This window comes from Bariatricus sp. HCP28S3_A7, assembly GCF_052066375.1.
GTDB lineage: Bacteria > Bacillota > Clostridia > Lachnospirales > Lachnospiraceae > Allocoprococcus.
Genome location: NZ_JBQHSG010000009.1, coordinates 17,816 through 41,473 on the forward strand (window position 1 = coordinate 17,816; position 23,658 = coordinate 41,473).

A 23,658-nucleotide genomic window follows, 5' to 3' on the forward strand; every position below is an offset into this window, starting at 1 on the left:
CCCTCGTTCATGTTCTAAATATATTTGCTTTTTAGATACGTTTACGATACACTCTTTTTTCAAAAAATGCAAGACAATTTTTCCTTTTTGTGGATTTTTTCACAAATCATCATAGCATCTTATGCGATTTTCAACATATCCACCAATACTTTCATGGATTATACTTCAAATAACAGATCCCCGTAAGAAGGCATCGGCCACATGCTCTTGTCCACAATCATTTCGAGTTCATCAACGGGTTTTCTTAATTGTCCCATCACCGGAACTACTTCCTGCATGATAAAATACGCCTGTTCTCTTCCGATTTCTTTTTTCGCGACTTCATCCGTCACGGAAATAAGCTTCTCCAATGCATTTTGTGTATCTGTCAACAGTTTCGATGCCTGTACAAGCAATTTGTCCTGTACGACTGTGCTCGCATTCGAATTCGCCTGTTTCACCTGATTAATTGAATTCGCGAGAGAAGTCACATAATGGATCACCGCCGGAACGATGTGCTTACTTGCAATATCAATCATAGAACGCGCCTCAATATTCACTGCTTTGGAATAAGTCTCGTATTTAATCTCCGCGCGTGATTCCAACTCAGCACGGGTAAACACGTCGAATTTTTCGAACATCTGAACCGTATCTTCTGTGGTCAGATACTCCACAGATTCAACCATAGTTTTGATATTCGGAAGGCCACGTCTTTCCGCTTCTTTCACCCATTCCTCGGAATATCCATTACCATTGAACACAATTCTCTGATGTTCAGAAGCATACTGCTTGATCAGATTGTGTACAGCCATCTGAAAATCATCCGCCGCTTCCAGCACATCACACGCATCCGAAAACGCTTCCGCAACGATTGTATTCAAAACAACATTCGGAGCAGCTACAGAATCTCTGGAACCCACCATACGGAATTCAAATTTGTTCCCTGTAAAGGCAAATGGTGAGGTTCTGTTGCGGTCAGTTGCATCCTTAGCAAAATCCGGAAGTGTACTCACACCCGTATGCAATTTGCCGCCCTTCAAGCTGTGTGCCGCTTCCCCAGTATTGATCAGCTGTGTAAGTACATCCTCCAACTGTTCCCCAAGATACGCTGAAATAATTGCCGGCGGCGCTTCATTTGCCCCCAGCCGATGATCATTTCCCACATCCGATGCCGATTCTCTCAAAAGCTCCGCATGCCGATCTACTGCACGTAAAACACAAGTCAGAACCAGCAGGAATTGAATATTCTCGTGCGGAGTTTTTCCAGGATCAAGGAGATTGATTCCATCATCCGTAACTAAAGACCAGTTATTGTGTTTTCCGGAACCATTCACCCCTTCAAATGGCTTTTCATGAAGCAGGCAATGCAGATTATGACGATACGCGACCTGTTTCAGCGTCTCCATCACAAGCTGGTTGTGGTCAACAGCCACATTACACTGCTCATAGATTGGTGCAAGTTCATGCTGTCCCGGAGCTACTTCATTATGCTGCGTCTTAGCAGAAACTCCCATTTTCCAGAGTTCTTCATTCACATCTTTCATAAAAGCTGCAATTCTTTCACGGATTGCTCCAAAATAATGATCGTCCAGTTCCTGCCCTTTCGGAGGCATTGCGCCAAACAACGTACGTCCTGTAAACACCAGATCTTTTCTCTTCAAATATTTATCCCGATCCACAAGGAAATACTCCTGTTCAATTCCAACTGAAGGGATCACTTTCTGAGAAGTTGTGTTTCCGAACAATCTCAGAAGGCGAATAGATTGTTTATTGATTGCTTCCATGGAACGAAGAAGCGGTGTTTTCTGATCCAGCGCCTCGCCTGTATACGAGCAGAATGCCGTCGGGATATAGAGAATAGCTCCGGTCCCCTCTGGATCCTTTTTCACAAATGCCGGCGAAGTACAATCCCACGCTGTATAGCCCCTTGCCTCAAACGTAGATCTGAGTCCTCCCGACGGGAAAGAAGATGCGTCCGGTTCTCCCTTAATCAATTCTTTACCCGAGAACTCCATCAGTACCTTCCCATCCGATCTGGGCGCAGAAATAAAAGAATCATGTTTCTCTGCTGTCGCTCCGGTAAGCGGCTGAAACCAGTGCGAATAATGAGTTGCACCTTTTTCAATCGCCCACTCTTTCATCTCATGCGCTATTACATCGGCCGTTGTCGCTGCCAGTTCTTTCCCCTCTTCAATTGTTTTCTTCAGTTCCTTGTAAGTTTTTTTCGGAAGACGTTCCTGCATGACAGCATCATTAAATACATTTTCCCCAAAAATATCAGCTACATTTACTACACTACTCATATGTTTCCCTCTCAGATTCTTTCATTCTTATTTCCGGCAGTTATCCCTCTGCCTAATATTATCAAAAAGGAGTCTTGCAGTTAAGCAAAACTCCTTTTATACCATTTTTCATAGGACATCCTTGTCCATTTTCCAAATGATTATTCAGCTTTTCCCACAGAGCCAAATAATTCCATTTTTTCTTTTACTTTAGCAACAATTGCTTCTGCACCCGGTTTCAAAAGTTTACGAGGATCAAATCCTTTTCCTTCCAGGTCTTTACCAGCTTCAATATATTTGCGAGTAGCTTCTGCAAATACGAGCTGACATTCTGTATTAACATTAATCTTAGACACACCAAGATCAATTGCTCTCTTAATCATATCATCCGGAATACCTGTTCCGCCATGAAGCACTAACGGGAGATCTCCGGTAAGCTGCTGGATTGCATCCAAAGTTTCGAAGCTGAGCCCCTGCCAGTTAGCCGGATATTTTCCATGGATATTACCAATACCAGCCGCAAGGAAATCTACTCCAAGGTCAGCAACCATCTTGCACTCGTTCGGGTCTGCGCATTCGCCCATACCAACAACGCCATCTTCTTCTCCACCGATAGCTCCAACTTCTGCTTCAAGAGACAATCCCTTTTCAGCACAAATTGCTACCAGTTCTTTTGTCTTTGCGACATTCTCTTCAATCGGATAATGAGAACCGTCAAACATAACTGATGAGAAACCTGCTTCGATACATTTCATACATCCGTCATAGCTGCCGTGATCCAGATGAAGTGCTACCGGAACCGTAATATTCATTTCTTCCAGCATACCATTCACCATACCAACAACTGTCTTGTATCCGCACATGTACTTTCCAGCACCTTCAGACACACCAAGAATAACCGGTGATTTTGTTTCCTCTGCTGCAGTTAAAATTGCTTTTGTCCACTCAAGATTGTTGATATTAAACTGTCCTACTGCATAATGTCCAGCTTTTGCTTTCTGAAGCATCTCTTTTGCTGATACTAACATTTTCATTCCTCCACTTCTCTGATGGCATTAAAAAAGGCTGACCCCCAGGGGAATCGAACCCCTGATTCGACCGTGAGAGGGTCGCGTCTTGACCGCTTGACCAGGGGGCCAGGTGATTTACCTCACTTGCTTATTGTATCTCATTTTCCACTAATATACAAGTGTTTTTTTTATTTTTTTACTTTTTTTACTGTTTCAATAGCGAAACTCCCCGTTTTCGCAGGCTATTTCTCCTTTTTCTTTCTTCCTTCTAAAGACAGATCTTTTACACTTTTTGCAGGCACGACAATAGTCAGACCGCGCTGACAATTATAAATATTCACTTCATCATGCTCTCCTCCGAATTCACCGTCCAATGTCCATGGAATCTCTTCCACTGACTCAAAATGGATTTCCTTGGTTCGAAAAGAATACATATATTTCGTATCGATCTGGCTAATCAGAAGCGCTGCTATAATTTCCTGAAGTGCTATCGGATTTTTCGGTGTTTTAATCAGTGTTACTTCAAATTCCCCATCATCAAATATGACGTTTTTCCCGATCATATTGCGAAATCCACCGACTGAACGCGAATTTGTTACCATTCCGAAAATAAATTCATCCTCAAATTCCTCTCCGTCATGCGATACTTTGATTTTATAAGATGGAATATCAAAAAGCCTTGTCATTCCTTCAAGAAGATATGCAAGATGCCCCAGAATGTTCTTCATCTCCTGTTTTGTCTGGTAAGAAACATCCGTAAACAGGCCGAAAGCTGCAATATACACAAATACATCGTCATTAAATTTTCCGATATCACATCCGAACTCCGCTCCGCTGACTGCAGTATCTGCAGCCTGAAGCAAATCTTTCGGAATATGAAGGCTATTAGCAAAATCATTTGTAGTTCCGGTAGGAATGTATCCAATCGGCACTTTTTCTGTTCTCTCCATCATTCCGGTCACAACTTCATCTAACGTTCCGTCTCCTCCGCTGCAAATAACCCTGTCATATTTTTCAGTAAAGGATACAACCTTTCTGTACGCATCTTTATAGCTCTGAGTCGGATAGACCACCACCTCATATCCTGCTTTTACGATAATGTCAAGAATATCCGACAGTTTCGGCTTCAAAAGTTCTTTTCCTGCATTCGGATTATAAATGAATAATGCTTTTTTCATACAGACACCTCCTGATCCATTTCCCCTTCCTCTCCACCCCAAGGCAGTCCGCCGAATCATTTCTACAGACGTTGGGCAAACATTTAAAAAAAGGCATGGCTATCCATGCCTTTTCCAGATTACTTATTTATTCTTTACATTGACAAGAAATGTTTCGATTCCTTTCGCTGCTTCCTCTTCATCTGCCCCGTTGGCTACAACAGTAATCTCTTCACCTGGGGTCAACCGTAAACTCATCATGCCCATAATGCTCTTTGCGTTGACCTGCTTGTCAGCAACTTCTATGTACACTGTGCTTGAATACTGACTTGCTTCCTGAACAAGAAGCGCAATCGGTCTGGCATCTAATCCTTCTGACAATTGAATCGTTATCGGTTTTTTAATCATAATGCTCCTCCTTGCTTTGCCCTTAACTCTTCTGCCATTTCACTTAATTTTCTCAATCTGTGATTCACACCTGACTTACCAACAGGCGGGGTCAGCAGACTTCCCAGTTCCTTCAAAGATGCCTCCGGATATGTAAGTCTTGTAAGGGCCATATCCTTCAATCCTTCCGGCAGCTTATCCAGTCCTTTTGTTTCCTGTATATATCTTATATCATCGATCTGCTTAACAGCAGCGGAAACCGTTTTATTGATATTCGCAGTCTCACAGTTTACCTTACGGTTCACCGTATTCCTCATATCTTTCAGGATGCGCACATTCTCAAATTCCATCAATGCCACATGTGCCTCCATGACGTTAAGCACATCCGCAATCTGTGAACCTTCTTTTAAGTATACTACAAAAGATTTCTTCCGCAGTACGATCTTGCCATCCAGTTCGAAGCACTTCATAATCTTCTGTATCTGCTCTGCCTTCTCTCTCGTAGCGCATACGATTTCAAAGTGATACGACTTTTCCGGGTCGCTCATGGAACCAGATGCCAGAAAAGCGCCTCTTATAAAAGCTCGCTTGCAGCACGTCTCCTGAATTACAATATTCCGCACCACAGAAAGTTCTTCTTCAACCTCTCCGTACTGATCGATCAACTTCGTCGCCTGTAATATTCTGAGTGCTGCATCATGCTCTTTTACAACGATATAATATGACACACTTCCCTTCATACGGTTCGTGCGTATTGCGATATCAGTTCTTATATTAAATGTTTTTGTTAATAAAGTAAAGCACTTTCTTGCAACTGACAGATTTTCTGTATGAATTTTTAAAGAATACCGGCCTCTACTGTCAATCATAACCCCGCCGCAAATACTGATGATTGCAGCAGTTTCGGCGATACGGCAATGCCTGGCACTACCCAAATGATGCGAAAGCTCTTCTTTTACATTTCCCGAAAACGACATTTTTCCTCCTACTTTGCTTTCACCACAGCATCTTTAGCCAGATCTCGGTGTTCCTTCTTTAATCCATAATCTTCTTCCGTTACAGTCAATCTGTCATACAAAGCATTTGCAATTGTAACAGAACGGTGTTTCCCTCCTGTACATCCAATTGCTATCACTAGCTGATGCTTCCCTTCAGCCGCATAATTCGGCATCAAAAATTGAACCATATCTACCAGCTTCTCCAAAAATTCTCTGGCAAGCTCATTATTCATCACATACTCCTGAACAGGCTTGTCATTCCCACTCTGCGGGCGAAGCTCGTCTATATAATACGGATTCGGAAGAAACCTGACATCAAAAACCAGATCCGCATCATTTGGGATTCCGTATTTAAATCCGAATGACAAAACGGTAATATAAAGGTTCTTATATTCACGGTTTTCAACAAATATTTTACTTAGTTCTGCCTTTAATTCTCTCGTAAGGAGCCTGCTGGTATCCAGAATATAGTTTGCGCGTTTTTTCAGGAATCCCACTTTCTGCCGTTCTAATGCAATTCCCTTTTCTACTCGTCCCGCGCCAGCCAGCGGATGATTTCTTCTCGTCTCTTTGTATCGTTTGATCAATGTTTCATCCCGTGCCTCTAAAAACAGGATCTCATACGGGATTTGAGCGAGATCCATCTCATTCAGGATATTTTCCAGTTCATCCAGATTCTGTCCGCTTCGGATATCAAGTCCAAGCGCAACTTTATTAATCTCTCCATTTGGCACCATAAACAGTTCCGTAAGTTTTGACATCAACGGAATTGGCATATTATCCACGCAAAAATATCCCATGTCTTCCATCATTTTTAATGTGGTACTCTTTCCCGCTCCTGACATCCCCGTCACAATCACGAATCTCATCCTAAAACTCTCCAATCTGTTTTACTTCCGGCTCCAATGTCACGTTTGTCGTTTTCCTGACTCGGTCAATCACCTCTCCAATCAGGCTTTGCACATCCGCTGCCGTTGCATTCCCCGTATTAATCACAAAGCCACAATGTTTTTCTGACACTTGAGCACCCCCGACCGAAAATCCTTTCAATCCGGTATCCTGGATCAGTTTACCGGCGAAGTAGCCTTCCGGTCTTTTAAATGTACTTCCCGCGCTCGGATATTCCAGCGGTTGTTTTGTGACCCTTTTTTCCCGGAGTTCTTCCATTTTTGCCCTGATTTCATCTTTTTTCCCACCGCTTAAAGCGATTCTGGCTGACAGCACAATATACCCCTCCGTCGGGACAATACTGGTACGATATCCCAGCTTCAACTCTTCAGCCTGCAAAGTAAGAATTTTACCTTCCTTCGTCAAGACATCCACAGAAACCAGTACATCTTTCATCTCTCCTCCGTAAGCACCGGCATTCATGACAACAGCTCCTCCCAAGGTACCCGGAATCCCGGCAGCAAATTCAAACCCGGTCAATCCGGCTCCCAGTGCAGCAGATGCAATCTGAGCCAGCGAGCTTCCTGCTCCCGCAGCAATCATATTGTCCGACACTTCGATCTGATTCATCGATTTGAAAATCTGGATCACCACTCCACGACATCCTTTGTCACCCACAAGAAGATTACTCCCATTTCCTACTATATAATAAGGAGTTTTCTCCCGTCTGCAAAGTCCGATTATCAATGCGATTTCTTCTGCATTGTTCGGTCTTACAAAATAATCCGCCGGACCTCCAATCCGAAATGTCGTATGATTCTTCATTGGTTCGTCTTTTAGAATTCTTTCTTTATCTATTAGTGTAAACAGTTCATTTTCAAATTTACTTTTCATGTCAATCTCCTGCTTCTCTTCGTTTTCAATCCTATTAATCATACACTAAATTTTCCTTGAGTTCAATGCGCTCTTGCAAAATGCCCGAAAATGCGTTATATTGGATAACAAATACCAATTTATAAAGGAGTTGATTTACACTGTGGACTCGAGTGACGTCACGCAAATAATAATCTTATTCATTCTGCTGATTCTTTCCGGATTCTTTTCTTCCGCAGAGACAGCACTTACAACTGTAAACAAAATACGGATGCGCGCCCTGGCAGATGAAGGCAACAAGCGCGCGGTCACCGTACTGGAGATAACAGAGAATTCCAGTAAAATGCTGAGTGCAATTTTGATCGGCAATAATATTGTCAACCTGGGAGCCGCCTCTTTGACCACGACCCTGGCATATAGCCTCGGCGGATCAGCCGTCGCATTCGCAAGTGCTCTTCTGACCGTATTTATTTTGATTTTCGGTGAGATTACTCCAAAGACAATGGCTACCATCCACGCCGAAAAGTTTTCTCTGCTCTATGCACCGTTCATCCGCGTTTTCATTAAGGTGATGACACCGGTCATTTTCTTGATTAACATTTTATCGAACGGAGTATTATACTTGCTGAAAGTTGATCCGAATGCTAAAAATGATGCAATGACAGAGACAGAACTGCGCACGATCGTCGATGTCAGCCATGAGGACGGCGTGATTGAATCAGAAGAAAAAGAAATGATTTACAATGTATTTGATCTGGGAGACGCTAAAGCAAAAGACGTTATGGTTCCCAGAGTTAATGTAACTTTTGCAGATGTCAACAGCACTTACGAGGAATTAATCCACTTATTCCGCGAAGACAAATTTACACGTCTTCCGGTATATTCCGAGTCGAAAGACAACGTAGTAGGCACCATTAATATGAAGGATTTACTCCTTTTCGACAACAACAAAAAGGAATTTCACATACAGGATATTCTTCGCGAGGCATATTTCACATATGAATATAAAAACATTTCCGAGCTTCTCGTGGAAATGCGTCAGGCTTCTTTCAACATTGCCATCGTCCTTGATGAATATGGTGAAACAGCCGGTTTGATTACATTAGAAGACATTCTGGAAGAAATCGTTGGAGAGATTCACGATGAATATGACGAGAATGAAGAAGAAAATATTGTCGCCATAAACGAGCTTGAATATATTGTGGAAGGTTCTACCAATCTGGATGATCTGAATGACAGCCTGGATCTGCATCTTGAATCTGAAGATTATGATTCCGTAGGCGGTTTTATTATTGAACGTCTTGACCGACTTCCTGAAGAAAATGACGAAGTCACTACCGAAGACGGAATCCGGATGGTTGTTGAAAAATTGGACAAAAACCGGATTGAGAAAGTCCATCTCTATCTGCCATCTTCCAAAGAAAGTGTATAATTTTATCATATAGTATGAAAAAAGGTCCTGACGGACCTTTTTTTCATACTTTTATTCACCTGCAAGCCGCAGAATATCTTCAATTTCTTCTTCGCTTACTCCCATCAGCTCCACCAACTCGTCTACACTGATCTTTCTCCCCATTTCTTCCGTCAGCTTTTTAATCTGCTCATCCAGATTATTGACCTTTTCTACCATTTTGCGATCCTGAAGCTTCATCTCCGTCTGTGATTCCAGAAGGGCCTGCATGCTTTCACGCGCCATAAGGAGCATCGTTTCTTCTTCTTCCGTCTGGCTTGCCGCCAACATCATCCCCATATTTCCTTCTTGTATCAGATCACCAATAAACACTTCCGGGCGATGCATTTCTTTTGCCATCTCTACAATTCTCGGCAGCAACGCAGCAAACGGCTCGTCCCCTTTCATCACCTGTAGTTCCTTCTCATATACTGCCAGATACTGTTCTTCTTCACTGCTGAATACCGAATTTCCTTCCTTTCCGGACGCAGCGATCACGCTGCCCCCGGCTTTCACGTATCCCTTTACAATAACTCTCTGAGACAACAGATAATCAAATACCAGTTCCATCTGTTCCGGTGTAAGGTTATCTTCCTGAAAAAATGCCTCCACCTCCTCTTTCAAAACCACATTTTCTTTTGATTCGCATATCTTCAGAATTCCTGTCAGTTTCTCACGAAATTGCAACTTTTCCGCCATATTTATTTCCTCCAGCTTTAACATTTTATCCTTTTTCTTTGTATATCGATCTTCTAAGACGCTTCATACTCTATAACGGGATACTCACGATAACCGTAGGATACCCCGCCATTTTCAGTCGCCGCTCCATAGTCGCCGCCTCATCCAGTGTCCGATATCTTCCCACCTGTACCCTGTCAAATTGTCCCTTATCATCAATATATGCCGGGAAGTCCTGTTCTGTCAACTCCCTAAGCAATCTCTCTGCGTAAACACTGTTTCGAAAAGCCCCTACCTGTACCCGCAGCTCTGTATCCGGCTGTGTCTGTCCGGTCGTTCCTACATTCAATGTATCCATGATCCCATCTGCAATCGCCGATGCAATATCATTAAAATTTTCGTCAAACAGTTTGTTGTCCGTATCTGAATTCATAAATCCGACCTCCACCAGAACCGCCGGCATTTGCGTTCTCCGAAGAACCACCAGATTAGGACGTGCCTGCACTCCAAGATTAACAAATCCTACCGTTTCCAGTTGGGCATTGATATTTTTTGCCATCTCATATTTGATGCCGGAAAGATCATATACAAGGCTCTCCACTCCCATGTACTGGTTCGGAATTGGACTGGAATTTCGGTGTATTGATATGAAGAAATCCACTCCTGCCTCATTTGCCTCCATCGCTTTCTGATATGGGCTCTCATAAACATCCGTTGTTCTCGTATATTCTACATCAATTCCGTTATTTTGTAAAATCTCACCAATAGCAAGTACAAGGTTCAAAGTATCATCTTTCTCCTGTCGTCCCATATAGACTGCTCCCGGCTCTTCCCCACCGTGTCCTGCATCCAGCATAATTGAATACGGCATTTCTTTTCCTCACAAGAAATCTTTTCCTTATTAATATATGCAAAATGCCATCCCTCGTTCGCCCCTTCTCTTGACTACACTCCATCAGAGTGCTACAATAGACAAGTAAACACGGGGTGCTTGCAGAAGCAGGCTGAGAGTAAGCTGTATTGCTTTAACCCATAACCTGATTTGGATAATGCCAACGTAGGGAACAAATTGCTTTTATACTGCGATACCGGTTGGTGTACCGCAGTTTTTTTGTTCTATAATAGCTTTATTCCATAAGGCACCCACCGCGACCGATTGGGGGCACCACCTTCTGCCGCGGTGAATAGGAGTTTTCCTATTCAGGTAACCAAAGCCGGATACCTCCGGCGCCATTTTCATATTTGAAAACAAGGAGGAAAACGAGATGTCAAATTACACAACACAGATGAATGCCGCACGAAAAGGCATCATTACCCCACAAATGGAAATTGTTGCTCAGAAAGAGCATATGGATGTGGAGGATTTAAGAAAACTGATTGCAAAAGGAGAGGTAATCATTCCATGCAATAAAAAACATACCAGCTTAAGTCCGAGCGGTGTCGGAGCCAAGCTGACCACCAAGATCAATGTAAATCTGGGCGTATCCCGCGACTGGAAAGATGTGGATATGGAATATGAGAAAGTCCGTTCTGCAGTTGATATGGGTGCCGAAGCAATCATGGATCTCAGTTCCTACGGCGATACCCGTACTTTCCGCCGCAAATTGACAGAAACCTGTCCGGCTATGATCGGAACTGTGCCGATTTACGACGCTGTCGTTTATTATCATAAAGCCCTCGGCCAGATCACTTCTGAAGAATGGCTGGACATCGTGCGCATGCACGCAGAAGACGGTGTGGACTTTATGACCATTCACTGCGGAATGAATCGTGCTACTGCTGCCCGCTTTAAGCAGAACAAACGTCTTATGAATATCGTTTCCCGCGGTGGATCTATCATGTTCGCCTGGATGGAAATGACCGGAAAGGAAAATCCGTTCTATGAGCATTATGATGAAATTCTCGATATCTGTCAGAAATATGACATTACTATGAGTCTCGGTGATGCATGCCGTCCCGGCTGTATTGCAGATGCTACAGACACTGCACAGATTGAAGAATTGATCACGCTTGGAGAACTGACAAAACGTGCATGGGAGAAAGACGTTCAAGTAATGATCGAAGGCCCTGGCCATATGCCGATGAACCAGATTGCAGCAAATATGGAAATCCAGAAAACACTGTGCCATGGTGCTCCGTTCTACGTGCTCGGACCTCTTGTAACAGACGTTGCTCCGGGATATGATCATATAACCTCTGCGATCGGAGGCGCAATCGCCGCTGCAGCCGGCGCTGCGTTCCTCTGCTACGTAACACCTGCAGAACATCTTCGTCTTCCGAACGCAGCCGATGTAAAAGAAGGAATCATCGCAGCAAAAATAGCGGCCCACGCTGCTGATATTGCCAAAGGAGTTCCAGGAGCTGCTGATTGGGATTACAAGATGAGTGAAGCAAGAAAGCGCCTTGACTGGGAAGCTATGTTCGAACTGAGCATGGATCCGGAAAAAGCCCGCCGTTACCGTGCCGAGGCAAAACCGGAAAAAGAAGACACCTGCAGTATGTGCGGTAATTTCTGTGCTGTCAAGAATACCAATCGTATCCTTGACGGTGAGATTGTAAGCATTTTCGACGAGTAATACACAGAGATATCACTGTCGGGAGGATTGTCTGAACCACTACAATCCTCCCGACAGCAGTAAAAAACGCTCATATGAAATATATTTTCAGAATTCTAAAGGATTTTTGACAGGAATTCTTTCAGACGTTCATCCTTCGGATGCTCAAAGAATTCTTCCGGTTCAGCCTGTTCTTTCACTTTTCCTTCATCCACAAAAAGAACACGCGTTCCCACTTCTTTCGCAAATCCCATCTCGTGCGTGACGACTACCATAGTCATGCCGTCTCTGGCGAGTTGTTTCATAAGTTCCAGTACCTCTCCTACCATCTCAGGATCAAGAGCTGAAGTCGGTTCATCAAACAGCATCACATCCGGATCCATTGCCAGCGAACGCACAATTGCAATCCTCTGTTTCTGCCCTCCTGAAAGTTGGGAAGGATAAGAATTCGCTTTCTCTTCAAGATTAACAAGTTTCAAAAGCTCCATAGCTCTTGTTTCTGCTTCCTCCTTGCTTTTTTTCAAAAGCTTGATCGGAGCAAGTGTAATATTTTCCAGAATCGTTTTATGTGGGAAAAGATTAAAATGTTGAAATACCATTCCCATCTTCTGACGGTGCTTGTCCAGATCCACATTCTTGTCCGTAATATCTACATTTTCAAAATAAATGTGTCCTTCTGTCGGGACCTCAAGCAGATTCAACGAACGGAGAAATGTAGATTTTCCCGAACCCGAAGGCCCCACGATCACAACCACTTCACCTTTTCTAATTTCTTCATTGATTCCATCTAGTGCATAAAAATCGCCAAAGCTCTTGCGGAGACCTTCAACACGGATTAAAACTTCTCCATTAGTGATCACTGTTTCTCAGCCTCCTCTCCAGCAGACTCACGAGTTTCGTGAAGATCATCACCATAATCAGATAGATCAGCGCCACTGCCATCAACGGCATGAATGCATCGAATGTACGGCTTCTGATAATGTCGCCGCCCTTCGTCAGATCCTGAAGAGCGATATATCCGGAAACCGAAGTTTCCTTAAGCAGAACAATAAATTCATTTCCGAGCGCCGGTAGTACATTCTTAAATGCCTGCGGCATAATAATGTAAAACATTGTCTGCCGGTAATTAAATCCCAGGCTTCGTCCGGCTTCAAACTGTCCGTTATCGACAGACATGATTCCTGAACGGAAGATCTCAGCCACATACGCACTGGAGTTCATTCCAAATGCAAGAATTGCAACCAGTTCTTTGCTTATATCTCTTGCGCTTCCAAAAATAACAAAATAAATAATCAAAAGCTGCACAACTACCGGCGTGCCACGAATCACCGTAATATATGCCTGGCAAAGAGCATTCAGTATTTTCATGCGTCCGGTTTTATCATATGTCGAACGTACAATGGCAAGAAGGAATCCCAATACCACACCGATTATTACAGCACAGAAGGTTACAACTAATGTAACCTTCAGTCCATCTGCGATATAATGCCATCTGCTGTCTTCTATAAAATTCGTATAAAAACGTTCTTGTAAACTACCCATCATGGTTCCCGCCAATCTGTCTATCCACTAATCTGTGATATATTTTGAAATAATTTCATCAAAAGTTCCGTCTTCTTTTAATTCTTTAATCGCAGCATTTACCTTTTCAAGGAGCTCATCGTTTCCTTTTTTTACTGCCATTGCATAATCTTCTTCCACATACTCTGTTTCCAGTATTTTCAAACCTTCCACCTGTTCTGCGAAAGTCTTTGCCGGCTGGTCGTCGATAATCACAGCATCTACTTTTCCCTGCGCCAGAGCCTGTACTGCTTCCATACCTTTGTTGTAACGCTCGATATGTTCATCACCATAATCATCTGTTGCATAAATATCACCGGTTGTCCCCTGCTGAACACCGATCTTGATCTTATCTCCTGCAAGGTCATCCGGAGAAGCAATCGTACTTCCTTCCGTAACAATAATAACCTGGCGTCCGGTATAATATGTGTCTGTAAAATCTACCTGTTTCTTTCTCGTATCATCTACCGTGATGCCTGCAACACCAAGATCTGCTTTACCGCTCTGTACAGCAGACAGAATAGAATCGAATGCCATATCTTCAATCTTCAGTTCCATCCCGAGTTTTTCGGCAATCGCTGCTGCAAATTCTGCATCGATTCCCACAATATCATCACCTTCATAATATTCATACGGTGGGAATTCAGCATTTGTAGCCATAATCAGGGTTTCGGTCTCTTCTTTTGTTTCTCCGTTATTTTCTTCTTTTTTAGATCCACAAGCTGTCATCGTCAAAGCGCAGGTAAGGACAAGCGCAAGACTTACTAATTTTTTCATTTTCATAATCTTTTCCTCCATTCTATCATAGACACTTCGCATTGGTATTATTGTATCACTTTTTTTCTAAAAGTAAAGTGGTTATTTATACATTTATATGCATAAACAACCACTTTTTTCTGTTCAATATGCAGAATTATAGTTTTTTATCCGTCACACTTAGCCCCAGATAATAAAATAAAGTAACACCAGCACACCGAGTGCAATCCTGTAATATCCGAACACTTTGAAATCATGCTTCTTGATATAAGACATCAGAAACTTGATAGCAAAAACAGATACAAAGAACGCAACCAGACATCCCGTGATAAGAATTGCCACTTCCATTGCCGAGTAATGCAGTCCGAACTTAATCATTTTAAGCGCACTCGCCCCAAACATGACCGGAATCGCAAGATAAAATGTAAATTCTGCTGCAACATACCTGGATGTACCAAGAAGAAGTCCTCCCAGAATCGTAGCACCGGAACGGGAAGTACCCGGAATCATCGCAAGTACCTGAAATAATCCTATGTAAAGAGCTACCGTATATGGGAGTTCCGAAAGTTTCGTAATAATCGGACGCACATGTGCATTTCTCTTCTCAATCACAATAAACGCAATACCATAAACAATAAGCATAATCGAAACGACTACATAATTATACAAATACTTATCCAGGACATCATCAAACAGGAAACCGATAATAGCTGCAGGAATACAAGAAACAATAATCTTAGACCAAAGATTCAGTGTATTCTGCCTTTGTTTGGCCGTCTTCCGTTTCGAAAACGGATTCAGTTTATGGAAATATAACACCACAACCGCCATGATAGCTCCGAGCTGAATTACCACCCGGAACATCTCCATAAACTCATCAGATACAGACATATGAAGAAATTGCTCTACAAGAATCATATGTCCGGTACTGCTGATCGGAAGCCACTCCGTAATTCCTTCAACAATACCCAAAATAATTGCAATTAAAATATTCAACATCTTTTTTCCTCTTTTCTCTCACAGTATTTATTTTATTCTATGAAAAACATCCTTCGGTATTACCTGCTCCAGGACGATTTTTTCAATCGCTTTTGCCGCTCCGTCTTCTTCATTCGATTCCGTAATGTAGTCAGCAGCATTCTTTACCTCATTTGTTCCGTTTTCCATGGCAACTCCTACTCCCGCCATACGAATCATTTCGAGATCATTGCTGCCGTCGCCACATGCCATTATTTCTTCCGCCTTAATTTTCAATAGTTCTCCCAGTCGAAGCAGTCCTGCACCCTTATTAACTCCTTTCGCATTGATTTCCAGATTCCTTCCCAAAGAACTGCTGATAGAAAGAGAATCAGCACAATCTTCAATCCGCTTTGCCGCGGCCTTCTGTTCCTCTGTATTCGCAAATAAAGCGTGCACTTTATCCATGCCATGACCATCCATTTCTATGATCTTCTCCCAAAGATTCGGAACAACGATACGGGTATTTCGTATATAATCGGCCATCGGTTTTGATAGGATATACCGGTCAATTTTTGCAAGTTCATCCGCCTGCACATATCCCTGCCCGTCAAAATAAATCTCTCGCATTGTGTCATATTCTTCAAATATCTTCACTACCCGAATCGCATCTTCATATGGCACAAGATTCTCATAAAGTATCTTTTGATACTGCATATCAAGAATTCTTCCTCCGTTAGCAGTCACTGCATAACGCATGCCCGGTATCTCTTTCAATTCTTTTGGAATTCCTGTAATCGGTCTCCCCGTTGCAACAAGCACAGTTACACCCGCATCCAGAGCACGGCAGATTACATCCCTTGCATACGCCGTCAATTCTTTTCTGTCATTCAGCAATGTTCCATCCAAATCCAGACCTACCATTTTAATTTTACTCATTTTTATTCCATTTTCCTCGATTTTTCAAAATTTCCTGTATATCAGCTCTTTTACTTTCATATCATAGTATAACAAAGTTTGCTAAATAAAGCAATTTGTAGTATAATATTATAGACTCATTTTTGACGAAAGGAAATATGTTATGAAAAAGAAGTTAAAAGCGCTGTCCAGGACATGCCTTGCACTTGCCTGCGCTATTACTGTATTCTCTGCCGATACAGTAATCTACGCAACAGATTCTGTAGAGAGTCTCGAAAAACAGACTTCTAATCTGGAAGACAAGCTGAACTCTTTAAATCAGGATCTGGATGCTTTAAGCTCGGACATCTCAGAACTCGCATCAAAAATTGAGGATACAGATGCATCTGTAAAGAAAGCGGAGCTCGATCTTGCCGCAGCCCGCGTAAATGAAGAGATGCAGTATGATGCAATGAAGAAGAGAATCAAATATATGTATGAAGCTGGAAATACTTCGCTTCTGGAAATTATATTCTCATCTCAAAGCATGGGGGAATTTTTAAACAATACAGAGTTTGTCCGAAATGTCACAGAATATGACCGAGAAAAACTTAAAGAATTACAAGAAGTACATCAAAATGTTAAAGCAAAAGAAGTTTCACTGAAAGAAGAACAAGAAAAACTCCAGAAGATGAAAACCCAGCTGGATGATCAGAAAGAAGCATTAAACTCTGCAATTTCAGCAACGTCCAGCGAACTTGCCTCTTCCTCGGATGCACTTGCAAAAGCCAAAGAAGCCCGTGCTGCGGCGGAAGACGCATTAAAAGAAAAAGAGCAGTCACAGCAGCATTCATCCGGCAGCAGCGGAAATATCATTGTTCCGCCAACCACTGCCGAAACAAATGATCTGGTTTTATTTGCCGCTCTTCTTCAATGCGAGGCAGGATCCTCTGATTATGATGCTTTGCTCGCAGTTGCCACAGTAGTCATGAATCGCGTGGAGAGCAATCGCTATCCCAACACACTTTACGGCGTAATCTACCAGAAGGGGCAGTTCTCACCTACCTGGAACGGCTCTCTGAACCGGGTACTGAATAAAGGTCCCGCTTCACTCTGCTATCAGGTTGCTCAGGATGCGCTTGGAGGTGCGCGGCTCGCCGCTGTTAAAGACTGCTATTCCTTCCGTGCTTCCTGGAGTGGACATGCCGGAGTACTTGTAGGAGGAAACGTATTCTTTTAAATTGAGTAGGAGAGATTTCTCTAAATGAGAAATCTCGACCTCTCACACCACCGTGCGTACCGTTCGGTACACGGCGGTTCAATCAATTTAACAAGTAACACACCTTTCGGTGTAGTAATCTAACATGGAGACTAATCCAAATGAGGTTAGTCTCTTGTTTGTTATAGCGATATTAACTGCTCCACAACTGCATACATGTGCATATGCTCGGCTACAGTTAGCCGCTTTGTGAGCTGTTTTCTTATCTATTCCTAACTTCATCAAGTTACGTTCTCTTGTTTGCGGGTTCTTCCAATGCTTCCATATACACTTGCGCAATCGAAATCTAATGTTTGCGTCGAGTTCTTTGCAGAGTGTTTTCATACTTCCTATCTTGAAATAGTTAATCCACCCTCTGATGAGTTGGTTGAGTTTCTCCACTTTGTAGCTGTTGCTAACGCCCCAACTACGACGCGTGAGTATTTTCATCCTTTTCTTGAACTTTTCAACTGATTTTGCATGTGGCTTTGCCTTGTATTGGTGTGCTCTTGAATCAAAGTAAAATCCAAAACCGAGATATTTCAATCCACTTGGTCTGTCTACTTTGCTCTTTGTCACGTTGACTTTAAGTCCTAGTTTCTCTTCAATAAAACGAGATATATTTCTCATTACTCGATTTGCAGACATTTCACTTCCAACCATGATGATACAGTCATCTGCATATCTGACTATGACGCCCAGTTCCTTATGCTTTCCCCAGTAGGAGTCCAATACATGAAGATAGATATTTGCTAACAACGGACTAATGACTCCTCCTTGCGGTGAGCCTTTTTCCGTTGGATAATATTTCCCATTTTCAATGACTCCTGCTTGTAACCACTGTCTGCATAACTTAATGACCCTTCTATCACTGATGCGACGATTTATTAATCCCAGTAGTATTTCATGATTGATGTTTTCGAAGTATCCCTGTATGTCTGCGTCTACTACATACCAGTTTTTATACAATTCTTTTTTCACTTTTTCTGTAGCCTGTTTTGCATCTCTTTTAGGGCGAAATCCATAAGAACTATCTAGAAAGTTTGCTTCAAAGACAGGTTCTATCACTATCTTACAGGCTTGTTGCACAATCCTGTCTCTAATAGTCGGTATTCCCAATGGTCTTTGCTTCCCATCCGGTTTTGGAATGTATACTCTCTTTACCGGCTTGGGTCTGTATTTCTTATTCTTCAAATCCTCTTGAATATCCAACAAGTATTCTTCTACTCCGTATTCCTCAATCATTTCAAAGGTAATGCCGTCAATCCCAGCGCTCCCCTTGTTTTCTCGCACTTCTTTCCATGCCCGCCACAAAATATCCAGGCGAAAGATACGGTCATACAACGCATGAAATCTGCGTTGCTTATCCTTTTTGGCTGCCAGGTATAGATTACGTTGAAGTTGTCGTGATTTTTCTATTGAGTGTTGTTGTCCAATATTTGGCATGCACTATCCCTTACCTTCCCGTTAATCTTGATTAAAGCAGAGCCCCTTTTCTCCCATTGTTTTTCTTACCAATAGTTCATAGATACTATGGGCTCCTCCGACTTCTCATACCACTTCCCGAGAAATTTCGCATGCGTGCTTATATCCTCAGTTACATACTTGTGGTTATATGATGGTATGAGATCTCTTCTGTTCCGTTATCAACTTTCATAACATTCCGCTCCCTCTACACCGAAGGGTTCTTCAATGCTGTACTCCAGTATCTCCACATCTTCCATGGTCTTCGTCAGAAAGTCAGTGACTCGACTCCCTCTTGTCCCTTACAGGGCTAACGTAACGATGCTACAGGATTCACTTTATGTTACGGACTGCTATTTTGCACCTGTTTCTCACAGGCATACCTCGCTTCAACACAATCGGTCACCCAAAGGCATTGGAGGTTCGCTACAAGGCTCACTGGCGATTACCTTGACCAGGCTTTCACTGGCAAGCTGATAACAGCTTGCAGAACACACGACTTTCACCCGTTAGAGCGCGCCCATGGCGCGCAAACTTAAAAAGGAGTGGCATCATGCCACTCCTTTTTTCTTTGGATATTTTCAACTTATAATCCGTCTTTCAAAATCTTCGTCTTATTTTCTAAATGCAGCTTCATTCCACATTAATTCATTCTTGAAGTTTCTGATCGTTGTATCCTTATCAATGTAAACAGCCTCGATACCCATTGCTTCTGCCCAGTCTCCCATCTGCTCAGCAGTCAGGTCATAAGAGAATGCAGTATGATGTGCTCCACCTGCAAGAATCCATGCTTCAGCACCTGTCTTCAGATTCGGCTGCGGTGTCCAGAATGCAGTTGCAACCGGAAGCTTCGGCATCGGTTTTTCAACTTTCTTGCACTCTACGTCATTGATGATCAAGCGGAATCTGTCGCCAAGGTCAATGAGTGATGTTGCAACAGCCGGACCAGTCTTTGAAGTAAATACAAGACGTGCCGGATCCTCTCTATTGCCCATAGAAAGCGGCTGACATTTGATGCTGATCGGGCCATCTGCAATTGTCGGGCAAACCTCAAGCATGTGAGCCTGCAGAATACCTTCTTTTCCCGGAACTAGATTGTAGGTATAATCTTCCATGAAAGAAGTTCCTTTTGCGTTCTTCATTCCCTGAGTCATGATCTTCATGATACGAACCATAGCGGCGGTCTTCCAGTCACCTTCCGCTCCAAATCCATAACCTTTTTCCATCAATCTCTGAATTGCAAGTCCCGGTAACTGCTGAAGAGCCCCCAGATCACCAAAATGTGTAACGATTGCCTGATAGTTTTTCTCTTCCAGGAATTTCTCAAATCCCACTTCAATCTGAGCCTGTACTGCTACATGTTTTCTGAACTCAGCTTCATCTCTTCCTTCCAGAAGGATCTCATATTTATCATAGTATTCTTCAACCAATGCATCGATATCGCCCTGTGCAACATCTTTTACGGCATCGGCAATTTCATTTACCGGATAAGCATCAATTTCCCAACCGAACTTAATCTGCGCTTCTACTTTATCACCTTCTGTTACAGCTACATTTCTCATGTTATCTGCAATACGCATTACACGAACATGACTGCTTTCAATAACACCAATTGCAGTTCTCATCCAGGATGCGATTCTTTCCTGTGTATCCTTATCTTCCCAGTATCCCATAATTACTTTACGGCTCTTGTTCAGACGTGTGAAAATATGTCCGAATTCACGGTCTCCATGGGCAGCCTGGTTCTCATTCATGAAATCCATATCAATCGTATCATATGGGATTTCACGATTGAACTGTGTATGAAGATGAAGCAACGGTTTTCTGAGCTCTTTCAGACCTAAAATCCATGATTTTGCCGGCGAGAAAGTATGGCACCATGTAATAACGCCCGCACAATTTTCATCTGTATTTGCTTCATTAAATGTCTTTCTGATCACTTCATTTGTGATTAAGGTTGGTTTCCAGATGATTTCATATGGAAGAATTCCGGAATCATTTAAAGCCTTTACAATAATTTTTGAATGCTCAGCTACATGTGCAAGGCATTCATCTCCATATAAATCCTGAGAACCTGTACAAAACCAAAATTTGTAATCTTTGCATGCTAACATAATATTAATCTCCTTTTTGTTCATTTTTCAGAAAGTTCCGACACGCTTGGCACGTGTTCATAAATTTGTTATTTGTTTATTGTCCGTAGTAGGCATTTGCACCATGCTTTCTGTAGTAGTGCTTGTCTTGCAGTTCCTGCGGTGCCGGTTTCACATCCGGATTGATCATCTCACAGCGTGCTGCCATTTTTGCTACTTCTTCCAATACTACCGCATTATGTACGGCTTCGTGTGCATCTTTCCCCCACGAAAATGGTCCATGGTTTTTGCAGAGTACTGCCGGCATTGCCATGTATTCTGTTCCTTTAAAATGTTCTACGATTAGAAGGCCTGTATTTTTTTCGTAGGCTTCATCGATTTCTTCTTTGGTCAGATTACGAACACACGGGATTTCTCCATACATATAATCTGCATGAGTCGTTCCATAGCAAGGAATTCCTCTTCCTGCCTGAGCCCAGCTTGTCGCCCAAGGTGAATGTGTATGAACAATTCCTCCCATATCCGGGAACGCTTTATAAAGCTCCAGATGAGTTGCTGTATCAGAAGAAGGATTGTAATGACCTTCTACTTTATTACCTTCCAGATCCATGACTACCATATCTTCCGGGGTCAGTTTATCATACTCCACACCACTTGGCTTAATTACGAACAGCCCGCTTTCACGGTCTATTCCACTTACATTACCCCATGTAAATGTTACAAGACCGTATTTTGGCAGTAACATATTGGCCTCATATACTTCTTTTTTCAGTTGTTCTAACACTTTTACGCCTCCTCATTTAAAATATATTATTTCAGAGAGTCAACGGCTGCTCTTTCAATTGGAAGCCCTTCAAGGTATCTCTTGCTGAATACATCAAAGCCTTCTACATCCTTTGGATTCGGTTCCATTCTGCTTCCTGCCTGACCAGCAAATACTTTATTGGCAAGATAAGCATCCAGAGCTTCTCCTTCTTCCTTATTGAGCATGTAAGAAGCCAGAAGAGCAATTCCCCAGGCACCGCCTTCTCCTGCAGTTTCCATAACAGAAACAGGCGTATTAAGAGCTGCCGCAAGGATTCCCTGTCCTACGCCTTTTGTCTTGAAAAGTCCGCCGTGGCCGAGGATTTCATCCAGCTTCACTCCCTCTTCTTTCAGGAGAATATCCATTCCTGTTTTCAGGACTCCAAGAGAAGCAAACAGATTTACTCTCATGAAATTTGCCAGATTAAACTTGCTGTCCGGTGTACGCACGAATAACGGGCGTCCCTCTTCAAATCCTGTAATGTGCTCGCCTGAGAAATAATTGTATGCCAGAAGTCCGCCACAATCAGCATCACCTTCCAAAGCCTTGTTATAAAGTGTACCAAACAGTTTATTCATATCCACTTCCATTCCAAATGCTTCAGCAAATTCCTTGAAAATTCCTACCCATGCATTCAGGTCAGACGTACAGTTGTTGCAATGAACCATTGCCACAAGATCACCTGCCGGAGTCGTCACCAGATCAATTTCATCGTGGACTTTTTGAAGTTCTTTCTCCAGAACTACCATTCCGAATACACTGGTACCGGCAGAAACATTTCCTGTGCGTACCTTCACGCTGTTTGTAGCAACCATACCGGTTCCCGCATCGCCTTCCGGCGGGCATACCGGAATTCCGGCTTTCAGTGTTCCGGTAGGATCCAGAAGTTTCGCACCTTTTTCGGTAAGAGCACCTGCTTTTTCACCGGCAAGAAGTACCTTAGGTAAAATTTCTTCCAATTTCCACGGATAGCCTTTTGGTGCAACCAACTCATCGAACGATGCAACCATTCTCTCATTCCAGTTTCTGGTAGCGATATCAATCGGGAACATACCGGAAGCTTCTCCAACTCCGAGTACCTTCTCGCCTGTAAGCTGCCAGTGAATATACCCGGCAAGTGTTGTAAAGAATGTTACATCCTTTACGTGTTCTTCACCATTTAATATTGCCTGATACAAATGAGCGATACTCCATCTCTGCGGAATATGGAAATCAAATAACTTCGTCAACTCTTCTGAAGCCGGACCGGTAATTGTATTTCTCCAGGTACGGAACGGAACAAGAAGTTCACCGTCCTTGTCAAATGCCATATATCCATGCATCATTGCACTGAATCCAATAGCGCCAACAGTCTCCAAAGCAACTCCATACTGTTTCTTTACATCCTCTGTCAGATTCTTGTAACAATCCTGCAGTCCGGTCCATATATCCTCCAGCGTGTAGGTCCAGACTCCATCCACATATCTGTTTTCCCATTCATGGCTTCCGGAAGCAATCGGTGCATTATCCTCCCCCACCAGAACTGCCTTAATACGGGTCGAACCAAATTCAATTCCCAATGAGGTTTTCCCATTTAAAATGGCATTCTTTACATCACTCATAGCGTTAACA

At 42.8% G+C, this 23,658-nt stretch carries 21 protein-coding genes and 1 tRNA gene; 3 read left to right on the plus strand and 19 right to left on the minus strand.

All coding sequences use genetic code 11. From position 1 onward, the window contains the following. Positions 1-158: 158 nt before the first annotated feature. From ACTNA4_RS07950 to murB, 8 genes are all read right to left on the minus strand, one after another. On the minus strand, positions 159-2,282 hold the full coding sequence (locus ACTNA4_RS07950) for a glutamine synthetase III (RefSeq protein ID WP_427818813.1): 2,124 nt from the start codon (positions 2,280-2,282) through the stop codon (positions 159-161). 140 nt (positions 2,283-2,422) lie between these two features. Continuing rightward, entirely contained in the window at positions 2,423-3,289 is an 867-nt protein-coding gene (gene fba, locus ACTNA4_RS07955) for a class II fructose-1,6-bisphosphate aldolase (protein WP_427807807.1), read from the minus strand. 38 nt (positions 3,290-3,327) lie between these two features. Next, positions 3,328-3,399: transfer RNA gene (locus ACTNA4_RS07960), tRNA-Glu, on the minus strand. 114 nt (positions 3,400-3,513) lie between these two features. Next, positions 3,514-4,449 carry a diacylglycerol/lipid kinase family protein gene (locus tag ACTNA4_RS07965; protein ID WP_427807809.1) on the minus strand — a complete coding sequence of 312 codons (936 nt, stop codon included), beginning with the start codon at positions 4,447-4,449 and terminating at the stop codon, positions 3,514-3,516. Between the two features lie 123 nt (positions 4,450-4,572). Further along, a complete protein-coding gene (locus ACTNA4_RS07970) occupies positions 4,573-4,836 on the minus strand; it encodes an HPr family phosphocarrier protein (RefSeq protein WP_427807811.1) in 264 nt (87 codons plus the stop codon). After that, a complete protein-coding gene (gene whiA, locus ACTNA4_RS07975) occupies positions 4,833-5,792 on the minus strand; it encodes a DNA-binding protein WhiA (protein ID WP_427818812.1) in 960 nt (319 codons plus the stop codon). Before whiA ends, ACTNA4_RS07970 begins: the two co-directional genes overlap by 4 nt. 8 nt (positions 5,793-5,800) lie before the next feature. Next, complete coding sequence (rapZ, locus tag ACTNA4_RS07980) at positions 5,801-6,682, minus strand: RNase adapter RapZ (RefSeq protein ID WP_427818811.1); 882 nt, start codon at positions 6,680-6,682, stop codon at positions 5,801-5,803. 1 nt (position 6,683) lies between these two features. Then, positions 6,684-7,595 carry a UDP-N-acetylmuramate dehydrogenase gene (gene murB / locus ACTNA4_RS07985; protein WP_427807843.1) on the minus strand — a complete coding sequence of 304 codons (912 nt, stop codon included), beginning with the start codon at positions 7,593-7,595 and terminating at the stop codon, positions 6,684-6,686. A 142-nt stretch (positions 7,596-7,737) separates the two neighbouring features. Here murB and ACTNA4_RS07990 point away from each other — a divergent pair, with 142 nt between their 5' ends. Further along, on the plus strand, positions 7,738-9,006 hold the full coding sequence (locus ACTNA4_RS07990) for an HlyC/CorC family transporter (RefSeq protein WP_427807817.1): 1,269 nt from the start codon (positions 7,738-7,740) through the stop codon (positions 9,004-9,006). A gap of 51 nt (positions 9,007-9,057) precedes the next feature. Here ACTNA4_RS07990 and ACTNA4_RS07995 read toward each other — a convergent pair whose 3' ends face one another. Further along, positions 9,058-9,723 carry a sigma-70 domain-containing protein gene (locus ACTNA4_RS07995; RefSeq protein WP_427807819.1) on the minus strand — a complete coding sequence of 222 codons (666 nt, stop codon included), beginning with the start codon at positions 9,721-9,723 and terminating at the stop codon, positions 9,058-9,060. Between the two features lie 70 nt (positions 9,724-9,793). Further along, positions 9,794-10,573: an N-acetylmuramoyl-L-alanine amidase gene (locus ACTNA4_RS08000; protein ID WP_427818810.1), complete on the minus strand. Its 780-nt coding sequence runs from the start codon at positions 10,571-10,573 to the stop codon at positions 9,794-9,796. A 394-nt stretch (positions 10,574-10,967) separates the two neighbouring features. On the opposite strand from ACTNA4_RS08000, the gene thiC reads away from it, so the two are divergent. Next, positions 10,968-12,278, plus strand: coding sequence for a phosphomethylpyrimidine synthase ThiC (gene thiC, locus ACTNA4_RS08005; RefSeq protein WP_427807823.1), 1,311 nt, complete (start codon positions 10,968-10,970; stop codon positions 12,276-12,278). Between the two features lie 95 nt (positions 12,279-12,373). Here thiC and ACTNA4_RS08010 read toward each other — a convergent pair whose 3' ends face one another. The 5 genes from ACTNA4_RS08010 to ACTNA4_RS08030 all read right to left on the minus strand — a co-directional run bounded on the left by ACTNA4_RS08010 (position 12,374) and on the right by ACTNA4_RS08030 (position 16,469). Further along, positions 12,374-13,117 carry an amino acid ABC transporter ATP-binding protein gene (locus tag ACTNA4_RS08010; protein ID WP_427807825.1) on the minus strand — a complete coding sequence of 248 codons (744 nt, stop codon included), beginning with the start codon at positions 13,115-13,117 and terminating at the stop codon, positions 12,374-12,376. Beyond that, positions 13,107-13,802 (minus strand): amino acid ABC transporter permease, encoded by a 696-nt coding sequence (locus tag ACTNA4_RS08015; protein WP_427807827.1) that lies wholly within the window; start codon positions 13,800-13,802, stop codon positions 13,107-13,109. Before ACTNA4_RS08015 ends, ACTNA4_RS08010 begins: the two co-directional genes overlap by 11 nt. A gap of 24 nt (positions 13,803-13,826) precedes the next feature. Next, the gene (locus ACTNA4_RS08020) at positions 13,827-14,600 is read right to left on the minus strand and encodes a basic amino acid ABC transporter substrate-binding protein (RefSeq protein ID WP_427807829.1); all 774 of its coding nucleotides are present in this window, start codon (positions 14,598-14,600) and stop codon (positions 13,827-13,829) included. Positions 14,601-14,753: 153 nt separating this feature from the next. Continuing rightward, complete coding sequence (locus tag ACTNA4_RS08025) at positions 14,754-15,572, minus strand: undecaprenyl-diphosphate phosphatase (RefSeq protein WP_427807831.1); 819 nt, start codon at positions 15,570-15,572, stop codon at positions 14,754-14,756. A 27-nt stretch (positions 15,573-15,599) separates the two neighbouring features. Next, the gene (locus ACTNA4_RS08030) at positions 15,600-16,469 is read right to left on the minus strand and encodes a Cof-type HAD-IIB family hydrolase (protein ID WP_427807833.1); all 870 of its coding nucleotides are present in this window, start codon (positions 16,467-16,469) and stop codon (positions 15,600-15,602) included. A 142-nt stretch (positions 16,470-16,611) separates the two neighbouring features. On the opposite strand from ACTNA4_RS08030, the gene ACTNA4_RS08035 reads away from it, so the two are divergent. Next, positions 16,612-17,667 carry a cell wall hydrolase gene (locus ACTNA4_RS08035; RefSeq protein ID WP_427807835.1) on the plus strand — a complete coding sequence of 352 codons (1,056 nt, stop codon included), beginning with the start codon at positions 16,612-16,614 and terminating at the stop codon, positions 17,665-17,667. Between the two features lie 87 nt (positions 17,668-17,754). Here the strand turns inward: ACTNA4_RS08035 and ltrA are convergent, their stop codons facing one another. The 4 genes from ltrA to ACTNA4_RS08055 all read right to left on the minus strand — a co-directional run bounded on the left by ltrA (position 17,755) and on the right by ACTNA4_RS08055 (position 23,648). Then, positions 17,755-19,131 (minus strand): group II intron reverse transcriptase/maturase, encoded by a 1,377-nt coding sequence (ltrA, locus tag ACTNA4_RS08040; protein WP_441029554.1) that lies wholly within the window; start codon positions 19,129-19,131, stop codon positions 17,755-17,757. A gap of 632 nt (positions 19,132-19,763) precedes the next feature. Continuing rightward, positions 19,764-21,263, minus strand: a complete 1,500-nt coding sequence (araA, locus tag ACTNA4_RS08045) for an L-arabinose isomerase (RefSeq protein WP_427806724.1) — start codon at positions 21,261-21,263, stop codon at positions 19,764-19,766. Between the two features lie 76 nt (positions 21,264-21,339). After that, positions 21,340-22,026: an L-ribulose-5-phosphate 4-epimerase gene (locus ACTNA4_RS08050; RefSeq protein ID WP_427806723.1), complete on the minus strand. Its 687-nt coding sequence runs from the start codon at positions 22,024-22,026 to the stop codon at positions 21,340-21,342. A gap of 26 nt (positions 22,027-22,052) precedes the next feature. Then, the gene (locus tag ACTNA4_RS08055; protein WP_427806722.1) at positions 22,053-23,648 is read right to left on the minus strand and encodes a xylulokinase; all 1,596 of its coding nucleotides are present in this window, start codon (positions 23,646-23,648) and stop codon (positions 22,053-22,055) included. Between the last annotated feature and the right edge of the window lie 10 nt (positions 23,649-23,658).